This is a genomic window from Lysinibacter cavernae (genome assembly GCF_011758565.1).
Lineage (GTDB): Bacteria > Actinomycetota > Actinomycetes > Actinomycetales > Microbacteriaceae > Lysinibacter > Lysinibacter cavernae.
In genome coordinates this window covers 407,227-426,083 of sequence record NZ_JAAMOX010000002.1, presented here as the reverse complement: position 1 = coordinate 426,083, position 18,857 = coordinate 407,227, and the positions used below count along the sequence as shown (strand labels likewise).

Here is an 18,857-nt window from a genome sequence, read left to right as displayed (position 1 = left end):
GGAAAAAGACGATTTGGGGCGCGTGCGGGACTTGCACTTGTGCTGGCACTTGGGCTTGGGATAGGTGGGTCAATGTTGGCCTCAACCGCGGCGAGTGCCGCGGAGATTGACGCCATAACCGATGTGACCATCAGCAAGCAGGTACTCAACGTCAACACTGCGTTTGATGTGAGCGCCAAATGGGCCGTCCCCGACGGGAGCCAAGCGGGGGACACCTTTACGCTGACCTTCCCGAGTGAGGTCGAGGCGTATGCAAGCACCATCCAGTTGAAGGACCCCGACGGAAACGTCGTTGGTAGCTGCAACGTGAGCGCCAACTCGTTTCTCTGCACACTGAGCAACTACGTAACTACTCACGACAACGTTCACGGTACCCTCTGGTTTCACGCCATCGCGGAGAGCTCAACAACCAAGACGGAGCTGGTCTTTACCGCAGGCAATAACGTGGAGTTTTTGATTCCAGTACCCGGTGGGATTGGAGTAATTCCCGAGAAACCCCTCCCGACGCAGGTTGTCAAAGACGGCTGGATGGAGCAAGACGGCCAAAATATCAGGTGGAGAATTCGGGTACCTGGCAGCGCGCTCGTTCCGGTGAACGGACAGGACGTCGTGTTCACCGACACCTACGAAGTCGGCCAGGAGTTCAACGAGTCCACGTTCCAGGTGGCCTGGTCGCCAACGGCCAACTGGCCTACCTTCACCTACAACGTGCTCGCACCTGGAACCACTGCGAACACCTACACACTGACAAACAGCCCCCAAAGCAACAGCTTCTCGGCCGTGATCCATAATCCGGTCACGGATGGAAGCCGGATATATGAGCTGAGTTACACCACTCGCGTTGCGGACGGCACCGCAACCGGACACATCTTTGGCAATCGTGTTGAGGCGAATAGCACGGTTGTGAGCAGTTTCAACGTTCGATACGTTTCGTCCGGTGGGAACGGGAACGGCGACGCCCTCGGCGACTTCACGGTCACGAAGTCCGTGATCGGCACGGGTGCCACGCGAGTTGCGGGTGCGACCTACTCAGTTCGGTACGCCTACGACGACAAGGGAACCGAGGTAACTGGCCAGCTCACGGTTGCGGATGGCGAAACTGCCGCAGCCACGTCGCTGCCGGTTGGCACCGTGGTGACACTTTCCGAACTCGTTCCGGCAGATGTTGATGGGGTCGTTTATGGAACGCCAGTGTTTAGCGGAGACGGCGTTGTGCCGACCGATACCGGCGCGACCATCACGATTGGGGATGACGCTGCCGTCGCCGTTGCCCTCGAGAATCCGGTCAGTCTCGTGCCGCCGACTCCGATCACACCACCGGCAACGCCAATACTCACACCCCCTGGAGCGCCAACGCCTCCGCAGCCGGTCTCTCCTCCGAGCGGAACGCCAAGTGCGACAGTGGCAACCCTTGCCACAACCGGCACCGACGTTTGGCCAATCGTGGCGCTCGCTGTTGCGATTCTGCTTGCTGGCGCGGTTCTTGAGGGACGGAGCCGACTACCCAGAAACGGGTGATCTTCTTCCAAACGTCGTTTTTCCCTGTTGGCAAAGGGATTCATAGGTTTACCCTTGGCCTACCCGCCGGGGTGGTGTTGGTGCTCGTAACGGCGCCTCCACCCCAGCGGGTGGTCTCCCAATTTTGCACAGAACAGTGAAACGTAAGCCAATGCAGCAGTCCAGTACTTTGCAGAACGTTCGAGTGGTCGTCATGCTGGTCATGGCTGCTTCGCTGGCGCTGTTTGGAGCATCCGTTGCGCCTCAGCAGGCAGCAGACGCGGCAGGCCCAGCAACCTTTACCGTCTCGTTGGCAGCCGATGCGCCAAGCGCAACGACTGGAACCGCGTCAAACTTCACGATCACGTATTCCTGTTCCGGAACCGTGCCGTGCGAGGGGGCGGTCATCAGCTTGCCGCTTCCGCAGTATGTGACGGCCCAAATGCCTGGCTGGGGATTCTCCTGGTGGGCGGCGCCAGTATTGACAAACTCTGCTGACGTTGCGGTGTCGGCAACGGGCTCTGACGGCGTCGTGACCTTTACCATGAACGGCGGGCTAGCGGTTGGAACAACCGGCACGCTTGGCGTCCGCTACACCAGTAATTCCCTCACAACGCCAAATGGTTCGCAGCTGTTGGTCACGGCAAACGCCAACGGAAGCAACGCTGACCCCTCGACCTCGTCCGCGTCAATGCAGCTCACCGCCCCAACGCAGACGGCCGTCCTGCAGTCCTCGGTGTACGGGGTTGTGTATCTTGACCAGGATGTGACGATCCATCACTTCCTCGGCGCAGCCTCGCCGTACGCGATTGGTGTCGAAGGGGTCGCTTCCGTTGCTACGTTCCAGCAGGACCTACCTGCCGGAGCCGAGTTTGTGTCGTCAATCCCGATGCCAGACAGCATCGTTGGGAATCAGCTGACTTGGAATAATCTCCCGGACGCGGGAAACACCTACGAACCGGGACAGCGGAAACTCGACGTTGTTGTCCGCTTCCCCTCTGCCGCTTTTTCGGACGGGCAAACGGTTACCCCTGTGGCATCTGCCGCTGGCACGATGGTTGGGGGAGGAGCCTTCACGGTATCCCGCCCGGCAACGGTAAACCTCAAAACTTTTGTTGAGCACCTTGAACCGTACCTGCAAGTCACCACATCGAATTACGCGTACGTTGACAACGCGGTTCCTCGTGGCGGCGAATACGGGTTCAACTACTATCTCAACAACTACAACAGCACCGTGCCGTCGGTGAGCGCCATACTGTCGACGGATGTCGCGCCAGGGTTCAACTTCACTACGATGTACGCCGCCGCCGGCAACACAGTGAGCTGGGTTACGGCGCTTGGGGCCGTTGGGTCGAAGGTCTTGACGGAGAACACGTTGCTGGCCGCCGATCTTCAGCTTGAGCCTGGTGATCGGGTGACACACTTTGATGTTGAGTTGGGTGCCGTTGCGGCACCGAGCAGCGCGGGCTTTCAGCTCAACGGCACGACGACGGACGAATCGGTCAATGTTGTGCAGCAGTGCGGTTCGCTGCTCATGACCTCAGCATCGGGGGCACAAGCAACGGCAAGTGGGTGCGGGCAGTATCGGGTCGTCGACCCGTTTCTCTACCCGACCGTCTACCTGTCCCCGCCCTCCAGCTCAGAGGCCTTTCGGCCAGGGTCAACCGTAACGTGGGCCACGAGCGCGTTTAACCAGAACGTTGGCAACTTGGAATGGCAGCCGGTGCTCTATTTCATCGCGCCGATTGGTACCCGTGTCGCGAGCACGCCAACGTCGCCCCCATCAGGGTGGTGCCAGCCTGACGACGCACACAAGAATCCAACGGTTGATGTGCAGCGGGGTGCGTTTCACGGGCAGGATGTTGTGGTGGTTTCCTGGCCGGACGCCGACCCGTTGACGCCAAGCTCAAACCTGTGTGGGCCCGATATCAATACCGTGGTTACCACCGCACCTCCTGGGACGATCACGGCCAACCTCTATGGCGGTTCAGCGAGCGGTCCGATTCCGCTCGGTCCGCTCGTTGGAGTGCCGCTCGATAGTGATGCGTCGCAGCCGTGGGCCCAGCTGGTCAGGGATGATCGTGGCATTGTGCCTGGTGGCACGGACAGCTCGTTCCTGGCCAGGTCGCTGGCAAGCGTTCCGACGGGAACGGGTGCCTCGCTGACGACGAACCTCGGAGTGCAGGGTTCGTTCGATAGCGACTATGTGCATCCTCCTGCCGTTGGCTCGGCGGCGCCTGGGACCCCATTCTCGTACCAGCTGCCAATCAGCAACACCGGTAACGTTGGGCTGCGGGACGTGGTGCTGTACGACATCCTGCCGTATCAGGGTGACACAGGCGTGAGCGCTGCGCTGGCGGGCGTGAGTCGTGAATCGCAGTTCACCCCGACGCTCCTTGGCGAAGTGACGCCGCCTGCCGGATTTACGGTCTTCTATTCGTCCTCGACAAACCCATGTCGCCCCGAGGTAAACCCAAATGCCACTGGCTGCGACGACGACTGGACCGAATCGCCTGCGGATATCGCGAGCGTCAGGTCCCTGAAATTTGTGCAGGACGCCGGGGCAACGCTGCTGCCGGGGGCCGAATCCCGAACGACCTGGTCGATGTTCATCGATCCGAACATCGCCGGTGACCAGATAGCGGTCAACACCGCAGCGTATTCGGCGACCCGCGTTGATACCGGTGCGACGCTCAACAACGAGACCTCTCCAGTTGCTATTCGGGTGGTTGAATCTGACCTGAGGGTCACGATTATTGGCGGGGAGCGCGTGGCTCAGACAACAACCCCCCTCGTTGTTGCCGCTGTGAACGACGGGATGAGCCAAAGCGCTGCCACCGTTTCGGTTTCACTCTCCGAAGGGTTTGCCCTCGGGCTCGAGCCGGCAGCTGATTCCCGTTGGGGCTGCACGGTCGCAGACGACGCGTTGTCGGCGGAGTGCGGTTCGGGCGGCCTGCTGGACGTTGGAGTCGAGTATCGCCTCCCGCTGACGGTCACCGTGCCAAACGCAGGCGCAACTGCCACGGTCACAGCTGGCATTACCGGGCCGTTCCCCGACCCCAACGAGGCAAATAATAACGCCGAGGCGGTCATTACCGTCGTTGAGGTGCCCCCAACTCCGCCGGTGACACCAACGCCGCCCGTACCAACCCCAACAAACGGCGGAGGAACGACCGGTTCGAACGGGGGCTCGGCTGGGCAGCTTGTCCTGACCGGGAGCGGAGACGGTCTGTATTGGATTGTTGGTGCGGCATTTGTGGGCCTTGGATGGTTGCTGTTGCTTCGCCGCCGACGGAACTTCAGGCCGTAGCGTTCCAAATCGTGCGTTGGTCGCATGGCACTCCATGCTGATCAGCGCACGAAAACGATCGAACTTATGGCCAATCTTCACGTTCTCCAGTAACCTGAAAAAGGCCTGGGAACCCGGGCGGAAGCGCTGAAGCTCGGGGGAGTACTGTGAAGCGATGGCAGACATTTCTTGCGACAACCGTGGTTGTGGCCCTAGCGTTTGGTGCCCAGCCCGCTCTTGCGGCAGTGGATGATGCCACGCTTTCCATCTCAAAGACCAACACCGCGGTGAACGGCCAGGTCGAGCCTGGCGGTAAATTTGCGTACGAGTTTGAGGCGAACTGCACAAGCATCAACTTTGACTGCCTCGGGGCTGTGTTCACCGATACGCTGCCGCCAGAGTTCACTGTTGACACGCTGCCAACAAGTACAACCGAATATGACGTCAGCTTTGACCCCGATACGCGGGTGCTGACCATAACCTTTCTGCAGGCGCTAAATACGCCAGTTGGTGCCGGCCTCAAGGCCGGCGACGGCTTCACGTTCGAGGTTGGAATGTCGCTCCCGGTCGGTGCAACCGTTCCTGACGGAACTGTCATCTCGAATACCGCGTCGCTCTCAGGTGAGAACGCACTTGAGGATACCGATACGAGTGACGTGACCGTTGTGCTTGCCCGCGAGGTGAAACCCGTTGTCACAAAAGCGTGGGCGCCAAGTGGCTCTTTCACCGGCACGAATAGCCAGAGCACGATCATCCTCGGCGTGCACAACAGTTCGTCGCCCTCTCTGGAGGTCACGAGCCTTTCCGTTGATGACGTGAGTGCTGACGTGTTTGAGTATGTTGACGTGACGAGCATCAGCCTTGACTCGTTCCCTGCCGGAGCCAACGTGGCCGAGCTGTTTGTGGATACGGGCAATGGGTTTGTTCTTGTCGGCAGCCGCGACGCGGTTGGCGAATTTACGTTTCCAGCCGGGACCGATGCGAGCGACGTCGTTGGCGTTCGGGTCGTGTATCGCAACTCTGACGGGCTTGCTCTCCCAACTGATCCAACCAACGGTAACGTCTCGATCAGCGTGCAATTGCGTGACACCAAACGGAGCGATGGCACGCTCATCTCGGTAACGGAACGGCAGACCATCGAGAACTGCGCGACACCATCAGCGGTCGAGGCCGAGCTGGGGACGGTGACCGGCGAGCAAGCCTGTGTGAATCACTTCATCTACCCGCCAACCGCAGAGCTACAGGTCGCCAAAGCGTTCTTTCCTGATGCAAACGGTAACTTTGCACAGGATGCCGGCGAGTACGCCGTTGTTGGGCGCGACTCGGGGGTGAGCGCCTCGATTGACGTGACCAACAGCGCGTCGTTCCCCCTTGGTACCATCGTGATCTCGGAGCCTTCAGCGGCCGGAACAGAGTTTGACGATGCTGACCTGAGTACCATTCGGCTACGCTTCCCGACGGGGGCAACCACGGCTTCGGTGCTTGTCCGCTACGAAGACGGCACCTCAAACGAGGTTGAGTACGCCCCAAACTCGGCACAGCCAATCTCGGTTGAGAAAACGGGGACTCGCGTGACGAGCGTAGTGGTGACCTATACCGGGATCGCTGCGGACGGTACTCCGCTCATCGAACCGGGGTCAGTATCCGGCCTCGACGTCCACGGCACGATTCCTGGCGATTTGCTGACCAACGAGGACCTCGCAGGAGGAACCAGCCCTGGGGTGGACAACTGCGCCGCCGCAACGGGGACCTCGGTTCTTGGGAACAGCACTGGAAGCGCCGCCGGTCGCGGCTGCGCGACGCTTGAAGTTGTGGAGCCGTTCACCGAATTTAACGGTACGAAGACTTCAAATCACCCAAACGTTACCGCAGGGCAGCCGGTCACCTACCGGCTGACGGCGTCCAATAACGGAACAGTCCCCATGATCACGCCGGTGCTGAGCGACCCGCCGCTCACCCCGCAGGGCATGCCTGATCCCAACTACCAAAACCTGTTTGAGTTTCTTGCCCTCGAACGCGCACGCGTCATCAGCCCAACCGGTGACGATGCCGTCACGCTTGAGCTCCTTCATCTCGATGATGAAACGGGCGAAGGCACATGGATCCCGTACTCAGATTCTCTGCCAGACACGATTCCTGCCATGGCAATCAGGGCAACGGTGAACGGTGTCATCATGCCGGCCAGCTCCGTTGTGATCGAGCTCACCTTTGAAAAACGCCCGTCGGCGGAGGACGGTGTTGTGCTCAGGAACTGCTTCACCCTCAACGCAGGCAACCTTGACCCGGTTGACCCTCGTTGCGCGCCGCAGATCGTTATCGGGCCCCGGCAGGATAGTGCAGCCCTCAATAAGCGCATTGAGCCAGCCGAGCTGCCCGAGTTTGTTCCCGGTCGGCCAGCGCAAACCGCAACCGTCACGCTTCAGGTGACAAACACCGGCAACGTGAACGCCAAAAACCTGACCGTTGAAGACACGAGCGAGGGTTTCTTTGACGCGGTTGACTTCACGGGGGTCACGGCGATCAAATACCCAACGGGCTCGGATCGAGCGACGCTTGAGTACTTTCTGACGGATGGCACCTGGACGCCTCCAGTCGAGACGCGGACTACCGGCGCCCAAACCTTGCCGCCTGGGGTCGACGCTGCCACGGTTGTTGGCGTGCGCGCCGTGTTCACCGGTGATCCGCTCGGGGAAAGCGGTGGGGCCGTGATGACGTCTTGTGATGCCGGAGGCGCCTGTCGAGGTGAGGTCGCCTTTGCCGTTTCGCCACGGGAATCGCTTCGTTCCGATGCCGAGGCTGCCATCCCCGAGACGCTGGTTAACACGGTCAACGGTTCGTACATCACCCTTCCCGTTGACGGAAACGCGGCCGAACCGCAGGTTATCCCGCCCGCAGATGCCGACCTCGAGTTTGTGGACGGTTCGCAGCAGCTCGACGTTCAGAAAACCCCAAATACCAATATGGCCCCTGGGGTGAGCCAGGTGTTTCATCTTCAGGTGAAGAACACCGGCACTGGAAACATTCCGAACATCCTTGTTGTTGATGAATTGCCGGAAGGCCTGAGCTTTGACGAGTCGTTTGTTGGAGACACCATTGAGGGGGTTGTTCAACCGTTCCGTATTGTTGATGCGCTTGTGCCGGCAGGAACCCCACCCGTCCCGGCGCCCGTGCTCACCATTATTCGAGATGGCGAACAGGTGAGGCAGCTTCAGTGGGCATTCCCATCCGACTGGGTGCTGCCGCCCAGTTCCGAGTTTGCTATCGAAATCGCTGCCTCGCTATCGCCAGGGGTGCGTGCTGGTGAAACCGTTACCAACACGATGGGCGCAACATCGGACGGGAACGACTCGTTCTCGTGTGCAGACCCTGCCCGTTCGGAAACTGACGGCATCGGCGACGGTCTGTACTGTACCGATACCGCCGAAGTCGTGACGCAAGCCGGTGCCGGCTTTGAAACTCGGAAATGGGTTGCTGGTGATGCGGCGCTTGGCTGGTACAACAACCGCACCAACGAGTATGTGGAGACCGGCTCGGACACGTGCCCGGTGCTTCAGCACGGCGGCGACGCGTACACGATGACGCCGTGCGTTGCACTGACCAATCCGGGTGACAACTACAAGTACGCGATTAAAGTTGTCAACGCCGGAACCGAACCGGCCCGCCACATGGTTATCGTTGATCGGCTTCCGGTACTCAACGACAACGGGGTCATTCAGCCAAACAGGGGCACCGAATGGGACAACGCGCCAACGCTTGTTGGCCCGCCCGCTGTTGTTCACGACTCGGCATCCGCTGAGGTGCGGTACGCGCCGTCGGCAGATCTCTGCCTCGACGACCTCGATCTCAACAACGCCCAAGTGTGTGCGGCCGATACGTGGCTGGAACCGTTTGAGAGTACGTCGCCGGCGTTTGAGGCCGATATCGTGTTCGGCGATGACAACCTGCTTGAACCAGCGCAGTCATTCATTATTGCCTTCGAGATGACCGCGCCAGTGCAGATCACGCAGGTGCACGACGTTGCGCCGACCGTTGCGTGGAACTCGATCGCACGGAGCGCCGAGACCGTTCGCGAGAACGGTCAGCCACGCTACCTTTCGGTGCTCGAGCCCCTCAAGGTTGGTATCGGGGTTGCCTTTGGCGGGTTTGACGTGAGTAAGTCCATCGGATCGAACGCAGCGGGAGTCGACCCGGAGGCGCTGACCTATGGCTTCTCGTACGCCTGCACACTCCCATGGCTCGACGATCCAGATGCCGCCCCGATTTCCGGTGTGACCACCATAACCGGCGCGGGTGAAACCCGAGTGCCTGGAATCCCCGCTGGCGCGGACTGTTCCGTGTGGGAGAGCGACACTGCCGGTGGCATCTCTGATCACCCCGAATCGGACCCCGTTGAGTTTGTGATTCCACGAAACGGTTCAGGCCAAACCGTGACCGCATCCGTTGTCAACACGTTCCCCGCGACGCCGCCGACGGTTGTCCCTCCAACGCCCTCGACACCCGGAACCCCATCGGCTCCTTCGGGTTCCCTGAGCAATACCGGTTCGACGATGCCGGTTGAGCAGTGGGGGATTGCCGCCCTGCTCATGCTGGTTGGGGCAGGAATCCTCGCCGCGCGTTGGGTAAGCAGGCGTCGCTTCTCCGAACGAGAGGAAACGTTCTAGAGCGAGGAGAACGGCCCCTCGCCTTCGAACGCGAGGCGCGCAAAGCGCTCGCCAATACTGCGGTGCGTTTCGGCGTCGGGGTGGAGGGCGTCCGGTAACGGATGATCGGCGGCATCCTGTTCGCCATACAACGTGAGGCCATCGAGCAGGTGCAGGTTGGGGTCGGTTGCCGCGCGCTCGCGGATGATTCGATCGAGCTCGGCGCGGATGCTGGTGAGCGTGAGTTTTCCGGTGCGTTCCTCAGCCGGGTCGCCCGTTGCGATGAACCGCACCTTGCCGGCGGCGATGGCCTCTTGGTCAAAGGCACCTGGGCCAGGGGTGTGCTCGTGGATGCCGCAGTAGATTGGCGTGATAACCAACAGTGGCGTTGTTGGATGACCGTCACGCAGCGTGTCGATGAAGCCGTGGACTGCGGAGCGGAACGCCCGCAGGCGCATGAGATCGGTATTGACGAGGTTGATGCCGATTTTGACGCTGATGATGTCTGCGGGAGTATCACGCATGGCTCGGGCCGTGAACTGATCGAGGAGGGCGCTGCCGCCAAACCCGAGGTTGACGAGGTCTGCGCCACCGAGTCGTGCGGCGACGGCTGGCCAAATGCCCGTCGGCGTTGCCGAATTTGAACCGTGGCTGATTGAGCTGCCGTGGTGCAGCCAGACGGGGCGGTTTGAGGCGGGAATCTGGCTGACGGGGGCATCCGTTCGCAGCTCTACGAGCTCGGTCGTTTCGTTGTGGGGGAGCCACAGCTCAACGAGGTGTTCGCCGGCTGGCAGATCTGCGAACCTGGTGGTGCACACCGGCCCCTGCTCGTAGTCGGCCGCGCCGGTAGCCATGTTGATTGTGGTTGTGCTGCCACCACTCGTTTCTGACGCGGCCACGACCTGCCCGTCAATGACGAGCTCGATGACGCCGTTTGGCCTTGCCGGCACACCGGCGTAGCCCGTGCGCGAGCGCACCGTGTCGAGCTCGATCATCGAGGCAGCCGAGCGAAAGGTCACGCGGACTCCCGACGGCTGACTCTCGACCATGCTGAGCTGCGGGTCATTGGCCTGCACACGGGCGCAAGCTGGCAGGCGGTGGGGAAGGATACCTGCGGCCGTACGCTCGAGGTGGTTGGCCCCTCGGAGATACGGCTCGTCAACGGGCTTGGTGATGGTCCAGTTGGTGTTCACTGCGATTCTTTCGTCTGTGTTCAGGCGCCGGCCGGGGTGGCCGCCGGCCACGAGGAGAGCAAGGAGTGGAGAGCCTCGATGATGCGCTCCCACGATTCGTTTGAGCTTGGAGAACTGTGATCGAAGCCCCCGTGTGATTCGAGGGTGACAAAACCCTGAAACGTGCTGCCGATCATGCGGACGGCGTGGGTTTTGTCGGCGTCGCTTAGGCTGTACCCCCTGAGAATGGAACGCATCATGTTGGCATGCCGTGGGCCGGCGCTGCTGGCTGCTGCTTCGGGGGTGAGGCGCTCGTGCGCTGCCGTAAAACGACCGGGATGCTGTTGCGCGTACAACCGGTAGGCGTTGCCGAGCCCAGCAAGTGCCGCCTTGCGGGAGCGGCCGGCTACGGCATCCGCCACTCGATCCGCGAGTTCTTCGAGTGCGATCAGCGCGATGCGGGTTTTGAGGTCGACCGTGCCGTGTACGTGCGAGTACAGGCTGGCCGGTTTGACGCCAAAGCGGCGAGCAAGTTCGGCGACCGTGACGCGTTCAAACCCGATCGAGTCAGCAAGCTCGGCGCCAGCCTGCGCGAGTCGCTCAGCGGTTAATCCTGCGCGCGCCATGGTGCCCTCCTGATGATTTATTTCCTAATGCTCATAGGTAATTTACTACGACTATTAGCTAATGGCAATGTGCGAACAGATCAGTGTAAAAAACGCGTCATAAATCGGCTCGGGGGTGATCTTAACTGGTGAGCGGAGAACACCCCCGTATCCGCTCAACGCACCGACGCACCCCATAGTTCATCCGGTAGCAGGTTACTGTTTCCCCTCCGATTAATCGGTCCGGATGGTTCTCGTGTTGGTCGGGTTGCCGCAATCGCGAGTAACCACACGAGGTGCCGCCCCCTCCCCTACGTGGGGCGGCACCTCCTTCTCGATGCGGCGTGGGTGTTTGGCCGGTTTTCCCAGCAAATATGCTGCTCGGTATGATTTAATACATGGTCTAGGGGATTCTGGGGAGAATCAGCAGACGCTCGCTACGGCGAGGGGTGCGCACCGTTTATCGAAATACGTTTCTTAAAACGCGTCATAAACGCCGTGCTCGGTGATCAACGTAGTTGATGGAAGGGGTGTTTTGAGTTTTCAACTTGATGACGAATCGCAACAGCAGACTGATCATCGACGTACCATTCGCAGCAATGATGCTTCATCGGTGAACCCAAAAACGGCCGAAGACAACAACGCCGTTGTGGGTTCAATCCGCTCGGCAACCGACCACTACAGCGACCTCAGCGACGAAGAGCTGCTTGATCTTGCCCGCACGGGCAACCGAGCCGCCTACGCCCTGCTCTGGACGCGACATTCGGCTTCTGGGCTGGTGAGTGCCCGCTACTTCAGCACCGATCTTGACCCACATGACGTGGTCGCAGAAGCCTATTCAAAGATTTATATCGCGCTGACCCGTGGTGGAGGGCCAAAGACGGCCTTTCGCACGTATCTGCAGGTGACCATCCGAAACATTGCGAATAAATGGCGGAACGAGCAGCGGCGACTGGTCGACCTTGAGTCAGCCGAACGCAGCGAGTCACTGCAAACCGTGAGCGACGATGCCGACTCTCGCGTCGAGCGAAGCATCATCAAAGAGGCATTTACGTCGCTGCCAACGCAGTGGCAAGAAGTGCTGTGGTACACCGAAGTGCTCGAGCTGAAGCCGCAGGCAATCGCTGCCAAGCTCAACATGACACCGAATAGTGTTTCCGCCCTCTCATACCGGGCGAGAGACGGCCTTCGACAGGCATGGATCCGGGCCCACCTGAACGACAACAACCTGCCTGCAGCATGCGTTGAAACAATCGACCGGCTCCCGGCATACCTGTTAGGAACGCTCACCGAAAAGCGGAGCGAGAAGCTGCTGGCGCACCTGGCAACCTGTGCAAGCTGCAGCAAGGTGCTGGCCGAAGCCGAGTCAACGGCTTCTCGCCTGCACTCTGTGGTTCTCCCGCTGCTGCTGACCGGGGGGATGGCCGCCGGCCTCACCGCATCACTCGCCGCGCCGGCATCCTCGGCTCAAGCCGCAACACAGGTTGTCTCTGGCACCACACAGACCGCAACAATCGGTGGCACCAAGGTCGCCCTGCTCGCCGCAGCTGGGGTGCTCATTGCGGGGGTGATCTCGGCCGCAATTGTGTTATCAACCGTGGCGAAGCCCTCGGAATCCGCGGCCGATAACCCCGTAACCGGAAGCTCCTCAGCGCAGGAGCAACCGACTCCTTCCGCGGAGCGGGACGGCACGAGCGACAACCCCGCACAGGACCCAACGGTCGTTGACCGCAGCGACTGGACCCAGCGACAGGGGGAGGCCGAGACGGCTGCGCTCTTCTCGATCCCAGTTGTGGCAGGAACCGAAGCCCCAACATACTCGTTTGACGAGCGCACCGTGTTTGCGACGTCAGCCCCGCTCCTCACCGGATACGCAACGGCCGGATCCGAGGTAACCCTGTTCGTTTCAGGCGACGAAGCCGCCTACCAGGAGCGCGTCGTGCAGACGACGGCGGCAGGCTCGTGGTCGCTCAGCTCTGAGACGCTTCCCGACGGCGAATACACCGTGCATGCGTACCAGCAGGTCAGCGGCGAGGATAGGTCGGACACGGCAACGCGGGCCTTTATAGTGCGCAACGGCCAGGTCCTCCCCACCCCGGTCGTTGCCAGCGTTGACACGGCGGATACCCGCTTCCTCCCGATCGTGACCGGCACGGGAATCCCAGGAGCCACCGTGAGCGTGCTCGTCAACGGCGTCGCGAACGATAGCGCGATCGCACCTGACGGAACGTGGTCGGTGACCACCACACGGGGTGGCATCGCCGGAGGAAACACCCTCGTCGTGCGGCAGAAAGACCGGGCGACGCTGACCTACAGCCACGAGACCGATGCACAAGCATTTGAACTCACGGCACCGATGATTGAGCTCGACAAGTCGAGGTCAGAGACGGTGCTGATTGTTGATGCGCTGCCACAGAGCTCGGTAACCGTCACCGACGGCCTGAGCTTCACGCATCGCATTGCGGCAACTGACGGCGTGAGCCGAATCCGCCTGCTTGATAATTCGACGCTCCAATCCGTCGAAAAGGCTCGTCCCGTGCGTTCCGTGTATACGGGAGAGGACGGAACACGCGTCGGGGCTCCAATTTTGACTGATCTTGAGCTGTAGCCGCGATGTTGCTGCGCAGTCTGAACATACGTTTGAGGGGAAACACATCAACCATGCGGGTGCATCTGAGGCGGAATCACACACGGCCACGGTCCTTCGTCGTTGGCGTTGCACTGGTGCTGGCAGGTGCGCTCGCCGCCTCAGCTGGTGTTGAGCTGACCGGGGTTGGCGCGCTTCCCGCTGCGGCGGCCCCATCCGCTAACGGATACGATCACACGCTGCGAGTCGACGATGTCCGGCTGATTCCCGATGCCACTCCAGGTGACGGGGTCTGTGCAACCGCCGCGACCTACGGCTCAACGTGTACGCTCCTCGCCGCCGCGCAAGAGGCCAACGCGCTGACCGACCTCGACCCAACGCAACAGGTGCTGGTCACGCTTGCCACTCCAACCGCTGCCGGTTCGATTCGTCAGCTCGATGGCAGCTTCGCGAATGACGGCATCGTCTTGCTTACCAACTCCGCGACAAACACGCCAACCGGTTTCAGCGGGATGATTCAGGGTCAGGCGGCCATGAACACTATCGTCGGTGGGAGCATTGACGGCGACATCTACGGCAGCATCCTGTGGTTCTCAGGCAACGTGGTTATTGACCTCCAGAATCGACTTGAGCTACTTCCGCCCGGCGACGGTGGACTCCTTGGCACCACACTGTCATTCACGGGAACAGACCAGGTGCTGAGAAACTTCACTAATATCGCGGGCGCTGAGTCAGCGATCTCGGTTGGAAAGACCGCGACAAACGTGCTCATCGAACACGGCACCATTGCGAACGGGCCGGCGGGGAGCGGCGGCCTCGCCTATGCAACGGAACGCGGAATTAACGTGGTTGGCGGGTCAACGCAGACACGCGTGCACGCCGTCACGATTGATTCGATGTGGCGTGCAGGAATCAACGTCGTTGCCCAGTCAGGAAACGCCGGTGAGCCGATCCACGGACTGAGCATCACCGAATCGACCTTCTCGTGGGAGAACCGAGACGCCAATAATCTTGCATACGGGCTTGGCAAATGGGATGCGGGCACGGTCAGGGTCGACGATCTTGACATCCGTGACAGCAGCTTTCTGGATTTTCGTCGCGGTGCCGGGTACGACAGTAACGTGCCCATTAGCGGCGATCGAATCCAGACGGGCGGAACCTCGCGGGTGAGCGGCAATACGTTCCAAAACACGCTGGCGGCCGCATCAATCTACAGCGACCGGAACAGCGATATTCGGCTGGTCCAGGAACCTGCGCCTGGTTCGAGCCTGAGTATCGATCACAACGTCTTCAGCAACACGACGGCCTGGGTGCCAACCGGGCCTGCGGTGCAGATTGCCGGCGGAGGCTCATCTGCCGGCCGCGTCTCGGTAACCGACAACGCATTTTTCGGCTGGAATCGCAACGCGGTCGGGCAGGTCATCTCGGTAACTTCAACGGGGGGCCCGAGCGTTGCGCTCGATCGGAACACGTTGAGCTCCGTTGGTGGATACACGGAGTCGGCGACAAACTCGGCAGAGCTGCCAGGCGATATTGCGAACCCTGTGCATGTGGCCAACGCAAACGGCAATGTTCGCACCGCCTTCCCGAGTGCCGCAGCGTTTGAGCCGGGGGCGTGTCAGCTCACCGTCACGACCCAGCGACCCCAAGCGGGGGGAGGCCAACCGGCGTACCCGATCCGAGTTGATGCCTTTGCCGGTGGCGTAAACGGCGCAGAGAACTATCTTGGCGGCGTAGCCGTGAATAGCGACGCGGACTGGGGTGCCGACGGCGTCCAGCTGACCTATCCGTACTCGCTGGGTGGCGCCAAACTGCGGTTGCAGACCGTTGACGCCCTCGGAAACGTGTCGCCGCTCTCCCGAACGGTTGAGGTAGCCGGTGCAGACACCTGCGGCCCACAACTCTGGGTGCAGCAGGCGGAGACTCAGGCTGATCCTTCGTGGAGCCGTTCGTTGCGATTTGAGGTGCTCTCCTCCGAGCCACTTGCCAACGACGCACTGCGCGGCGCGCTTGACCTTGGCCAGGCGGCGGCAGAGATCGTGAGCGTCGTGCCGGCTTCCGCAGATGCCTCCACAAACACCCGGTGGTCCGTGACCGTGCGGGCGGATGCCGCAGGGACGGTCACGCTCGGCGTTGGTGCCGGCAGTGTGAGCGACCGCGCCGGAAACACCAACCCGCAACCGGCAAACACCATGGATGCGCCAAACAACTTCATCCGCTCGTCCGACCCTGCCGGGGTCGAGACGACACCCGGAGCCCTGATCGATAACGCGGTAACGTACCAGCTGCCGATTCGTCTTACTGCGCCGGAATCCCGCACGCTCAGCGTTTCCGAACTGGGGAACGTCAGCGATCAGTTCAGCATCTCGCTTGAGGCTCGGGATGCGCTCGGCCGTACCGCCTTCGCACCTGCTGCCCTCGTGACGGTCACCCCGCAATGGTCAGGCTTGGTGCGCGACGAACGTATGCCGCATCCAGCCACAACGGAGGCGGAACAGGCGACGCTGCTGCCAAACCAACCGACCGTGAGCTCAACGGATGCGGTCATCGACGTTGCCGACCGCGAGGTTGCCGTCGGTGTTGCCGCCGTGAATAACACGATTGTGGACGGCACGCGCAGCGTGCAGCTGGCCCCCGTGCTCCATTCTGACGACCCAGAGTTTGACGGGCTCATGCTCGACAGCCTCTCCGTCACCGTGACGGATGACGATGACCCCGTTGCCGCCGATTCCGTCATCTCTGTTACCGCGAACGGTGCCGTCGCCGACGGGGTCGCAACAAATAGCGTGAGTGCGCTTATCCGAAACGCCGCAGGCCAGCCGGTGCAGAACGCCGTTGTCTCATTCCAGGTTCCTGAGGGCGTGAATGCGCTCAGTGGAGCCGACACGATCGCGGGCCCAAGCACGGTGACGGCAACAACGGATGCTGCCGGTGGGGCAACGCTTCTGCTCAGCTCAACCCGAGCCCACACCGATTTTGCGATTGTGTCGACGGTGATTTCTGGCGGGGCACCGGTTGGCATCGGCACCGCTCCTGCGGTTGTCAGCTTTGTGCCGGGAGTGGCCTCCGCCGAGCATTCCGCGTTGAGCGTCTCTGCGGAACAGGTTTCCGTCGATGCCGACCCGCATCGCGTAACCGTGAGTGTCGTTGATGCGTTTGGCAACGCCGTCAGCGGCGCAACCGTGATCGTTACGACAGACCCGGTCACCACGATGAGCGGTGACGGGATAGCGCAGTCGGGAATCGACGGGATCGCCTTTGTTGACCTGAGCACCGAAGTTGCACAATCAGTGACCGTCGTCGCCACCATTGGCGGGGTCGAAGTTTCTGGCTCGCCGGCGAGCATCAGCTTTGGGGCAGGAGACTTCTCTGCACCAGATTCTGGAGTGCGCGCATCCGTCACTGTCGCCGAGGCAAACGGCATCCACGAGGTGCTGCTTGAAGCCCACCTCCACGACGCACACGGCAACCTCATCACGAGCGAGGTTGACGATGTTGTGATTCTGAGTAGCGCTGGCGATGTTGCCGAGACCCGCTTTGTCGGCGATGGACGTTACGAAGCCATCCTGACCTCTGACGCGGCGGCAACTGCCGACGCAAGCGTGACCGTTGGGGGAGTGAAGGCTTCGGGCGAAGTAACTGTCACGTTTGTTCCAACGCCTTCGGCCCCTGCGGCAAACCCCTCAAACGGTGTCACCCTGACCGGCCGAGCTGACGCAAACAACACGGTCGTTGTGACAACCGAAACCGGTCTGTCGCTCGGCAGCGCGCCGACTGACGCCTTCGGCTGGTTCGTAGTCACGCTGACCGCGCCAGTCGTGGATGGTCAGGTTGTGCACGTCGAGGCGCGAGACACCAACGGGTTTGTGTCGCCGGTCACGAATGTCACCATCGATCAGGTCGCTCCTTCGGTGCCTTGGGTTGACCCGTCGAATGGTAGGTCACTCACGATCTGCGCTGAAGACGGCACCACCGTTGTTGTTGAAGACGCCGACGGCATTCACGTTGACGGTTCCTTTGGCGAATTTGTTGACGGCTGTGTTGTGTTCACCCCGAGCACGCGCCTGACCGAGCAGGATGATCTTCGCGTAGTTGCGGTTGACCCTGCGAATAATAGGAGCGATCCGGCCGTTCCCCTGATTGATACCACGCCGCCAGTCGCGCCAACAATCGCGCCGTCAAACGGCAAGACAATTTCGGGCGGAGTTGTCGAATACGACGATCAGTTGGTATTCCTTGACGGCAACGGAAACCGCCTGGTTGGCACAATAGCGATCGATGAGCAGGGCAGGTTTACGTTCAGCCCGGCACCAAGGCTGCAGACAGGCGACGATGTTGTCATCCGGGTGACTGACCCCGTCGGAAATGCCGTTGAGGCTCCGGTCCTGATTGACAGTACGCGGCCGACGGCCGCAGTGGTTGCGCATTTCACTGGCGAGATGCTTGCCGGTTATGCGGAGCCCGGCTCGACCGTCACCGTGACGGATGAGGCTGGGGCGCTGCTTGGAACCGTCATCGCCGGAGCCGACGGATACTTTGAGGTTGTCTACTTGCTCGCCCCGACTCGGGACGAAACGATCGCAGTGCTCGTTGCCGACAAAGCGGGCAACGACTCAGAAGAATTGCATCTTCGCCTGAGCGGAGCATCCGTGATGCTTGGACGCTCGCTGCTCTCAAACGATGCCACCCAAACGGTGTACGGCTTTGGGTATCACCGTGGCGAAACGGTGACAGCGACGGTGAACGGGACCGACCTTCCCCCGGTGACGGCGACGGCGGGACCGACGGGCGACGTGGTTATCAGCATCCCGCTCGATCGGAAGCTGGCGCTTGGCGACTACACCGTCACCCTCGTTGGTTCGCAGTTCAGCCTCCAATCCGAAACCTTCACCGTTGCAGAGCACTCGGTCTGGCGGATGGGCGAATCAGCGCTGGCAACAACCGGAAACGATTCGTCGTCGATGGTGGCGTTCGGCGCGCTGCTCCTGCTCGCGGGAGTCGCAGGAATCCTTGCAACCAGGGGTCGAACCCGTCGGTCGACACGCTCATAAAAGTTTTCCCGTTTTT

Annotated in this window: 7 protein-coding genes; 5 read left to right on the top strand and 2 right to left on the bottom strand. The window is 61.1% G+C overall.

Translation table 11 applies throughout. The features are described 5' to 3' along the window. The first annotated feature begins 72 nt into the window (after positions 1-72). From FHX76_RS11315 to FHX76_RS11305, 3 genes are all read left to right on the top strand, one after another. Complete coding sequence (locus tag FHX76_RS11315; RefSeq protein WP_167150792.1) at positions 73-1,518, top strand: Ig-like domain-containing protein; 1,446 nt, start codon at positions 73-75, stop codon at positions 1,516-1,518. Positions 1,519-1,669: 151 nt separating this feature from the next. Next, positions 1,670-4,807 (top strand): hypothetical protein, encoded by a 3,138-nt coding sequence (locus tag FHX76_RS11310; protein ID WP_167150791.1) that lies wholly within the window; start codon positions 1,670-1,672, stop codon positions 4,805-4,807. A gap of 146 nt (positions 4,808-4,953) precedes the next feature. After that, complete coding sequence (locus FHX76_RS11305) at positions 4,954-9,447, top strand: DUF5979 domain-containing protein (protein ID WP_167150790.1); 4,494 nt, start codon at positions 4,954-4,956, stop codon at positions 9,445-9,447. On the opposite strand, the gene FHX76_RS11300 is transcribed toward FHX76_RS11305, so the two are convergent. Both FHX76_RS11300 and FHX76_RS11295 read right to left on the bottom strand, forming a co-directional pair. Then, on the bottom strand, positions 9,444-10,619 hold the full coding sequence (locus FHX76_RS11300) for a GDSL-type esterase/lipase family protein (protein ID WP_167150789.1): 1,176 nt from the start codon (positions 10,617-10,619) through the stop codon (positions 9,444-9,446). The two genes, FHX76_RS11305 and FHX76_RS11300, sit on opposite strands and share 4 nt — an antisense overlap. Positions 10,620-10,639: 20 nt before the next feature. Next, positions 10,640-11,224: a TetR/AcrR family transcriptional regulator gene (locus tag FHX76_RS11295; protein WP_167150788.1), complete on the bottom strand. Its 585-nt coding sequence runs from the start codon at positions 11,222-11,224 to the stop codon at positions 10,640-10,642. Positions 11,225-11,816: 592 nt separating this feature from the next. Between FHX76_RS11295 and FHX76_RS11290 the strand changes: the two genes are divergently transcribed. Together FHX76_RS11290 and FHX76_RS11285 are read left to right on the top strand one after the other, a co-directional pair. Beyond that, entirely contained in the window at positions 11,817-13,811 is a 1,995-nt protein-coding gene (locus FHX76_RS11290; RefSeq protein ID WP_167150787.1) for a sigma-70 family RNA polymerase sigma factor, read from the top strand. 53 nt (positions 13,812-13,864) lie between these two features. Then, complete coding sequence (locus tag FHX76_RS11285; protein WP_167150786.1) at positions 13,865-18,841, top strand: Ig-like domain-containing protein; 4,977 nt, start codon at positions 13,865-13,867, stop codon at positions 18,839-18,841. Positions 18,842-18,857: the final 16 nt, after the last annotated feature.

Coding starts and splice junctions, on each gene's coding strand:
- FHX76_RS11285 (WP_167150786.1), top strand. CDS start 13,865: ATGCGGGTGCATCTGAGGCGGAATCACACACGGCCACGGTCCTTCGTC.
- FHX76_RS11315 (WP_167150792.1), top strand. CDS start 73: ATGTTGGCCTCAACCGCGGCGAGTGCCGCGGAGATTGACGCCATAACC.
- FHX76_RS11295 (WP_167150788.1), bottom strand. CDS start 11,224: ATGGCGCGCGCAGGATTAACCGCTGAGCGACTCGCGCAGGCTGGCGCC.
- FHX76_RS11310 (WP_167150791.1), top strand. CDS start 1,670: ATGCAGCAGTCCAGTACTTTGCAGAACGTTCGAGTGGTCGTCATGCTG.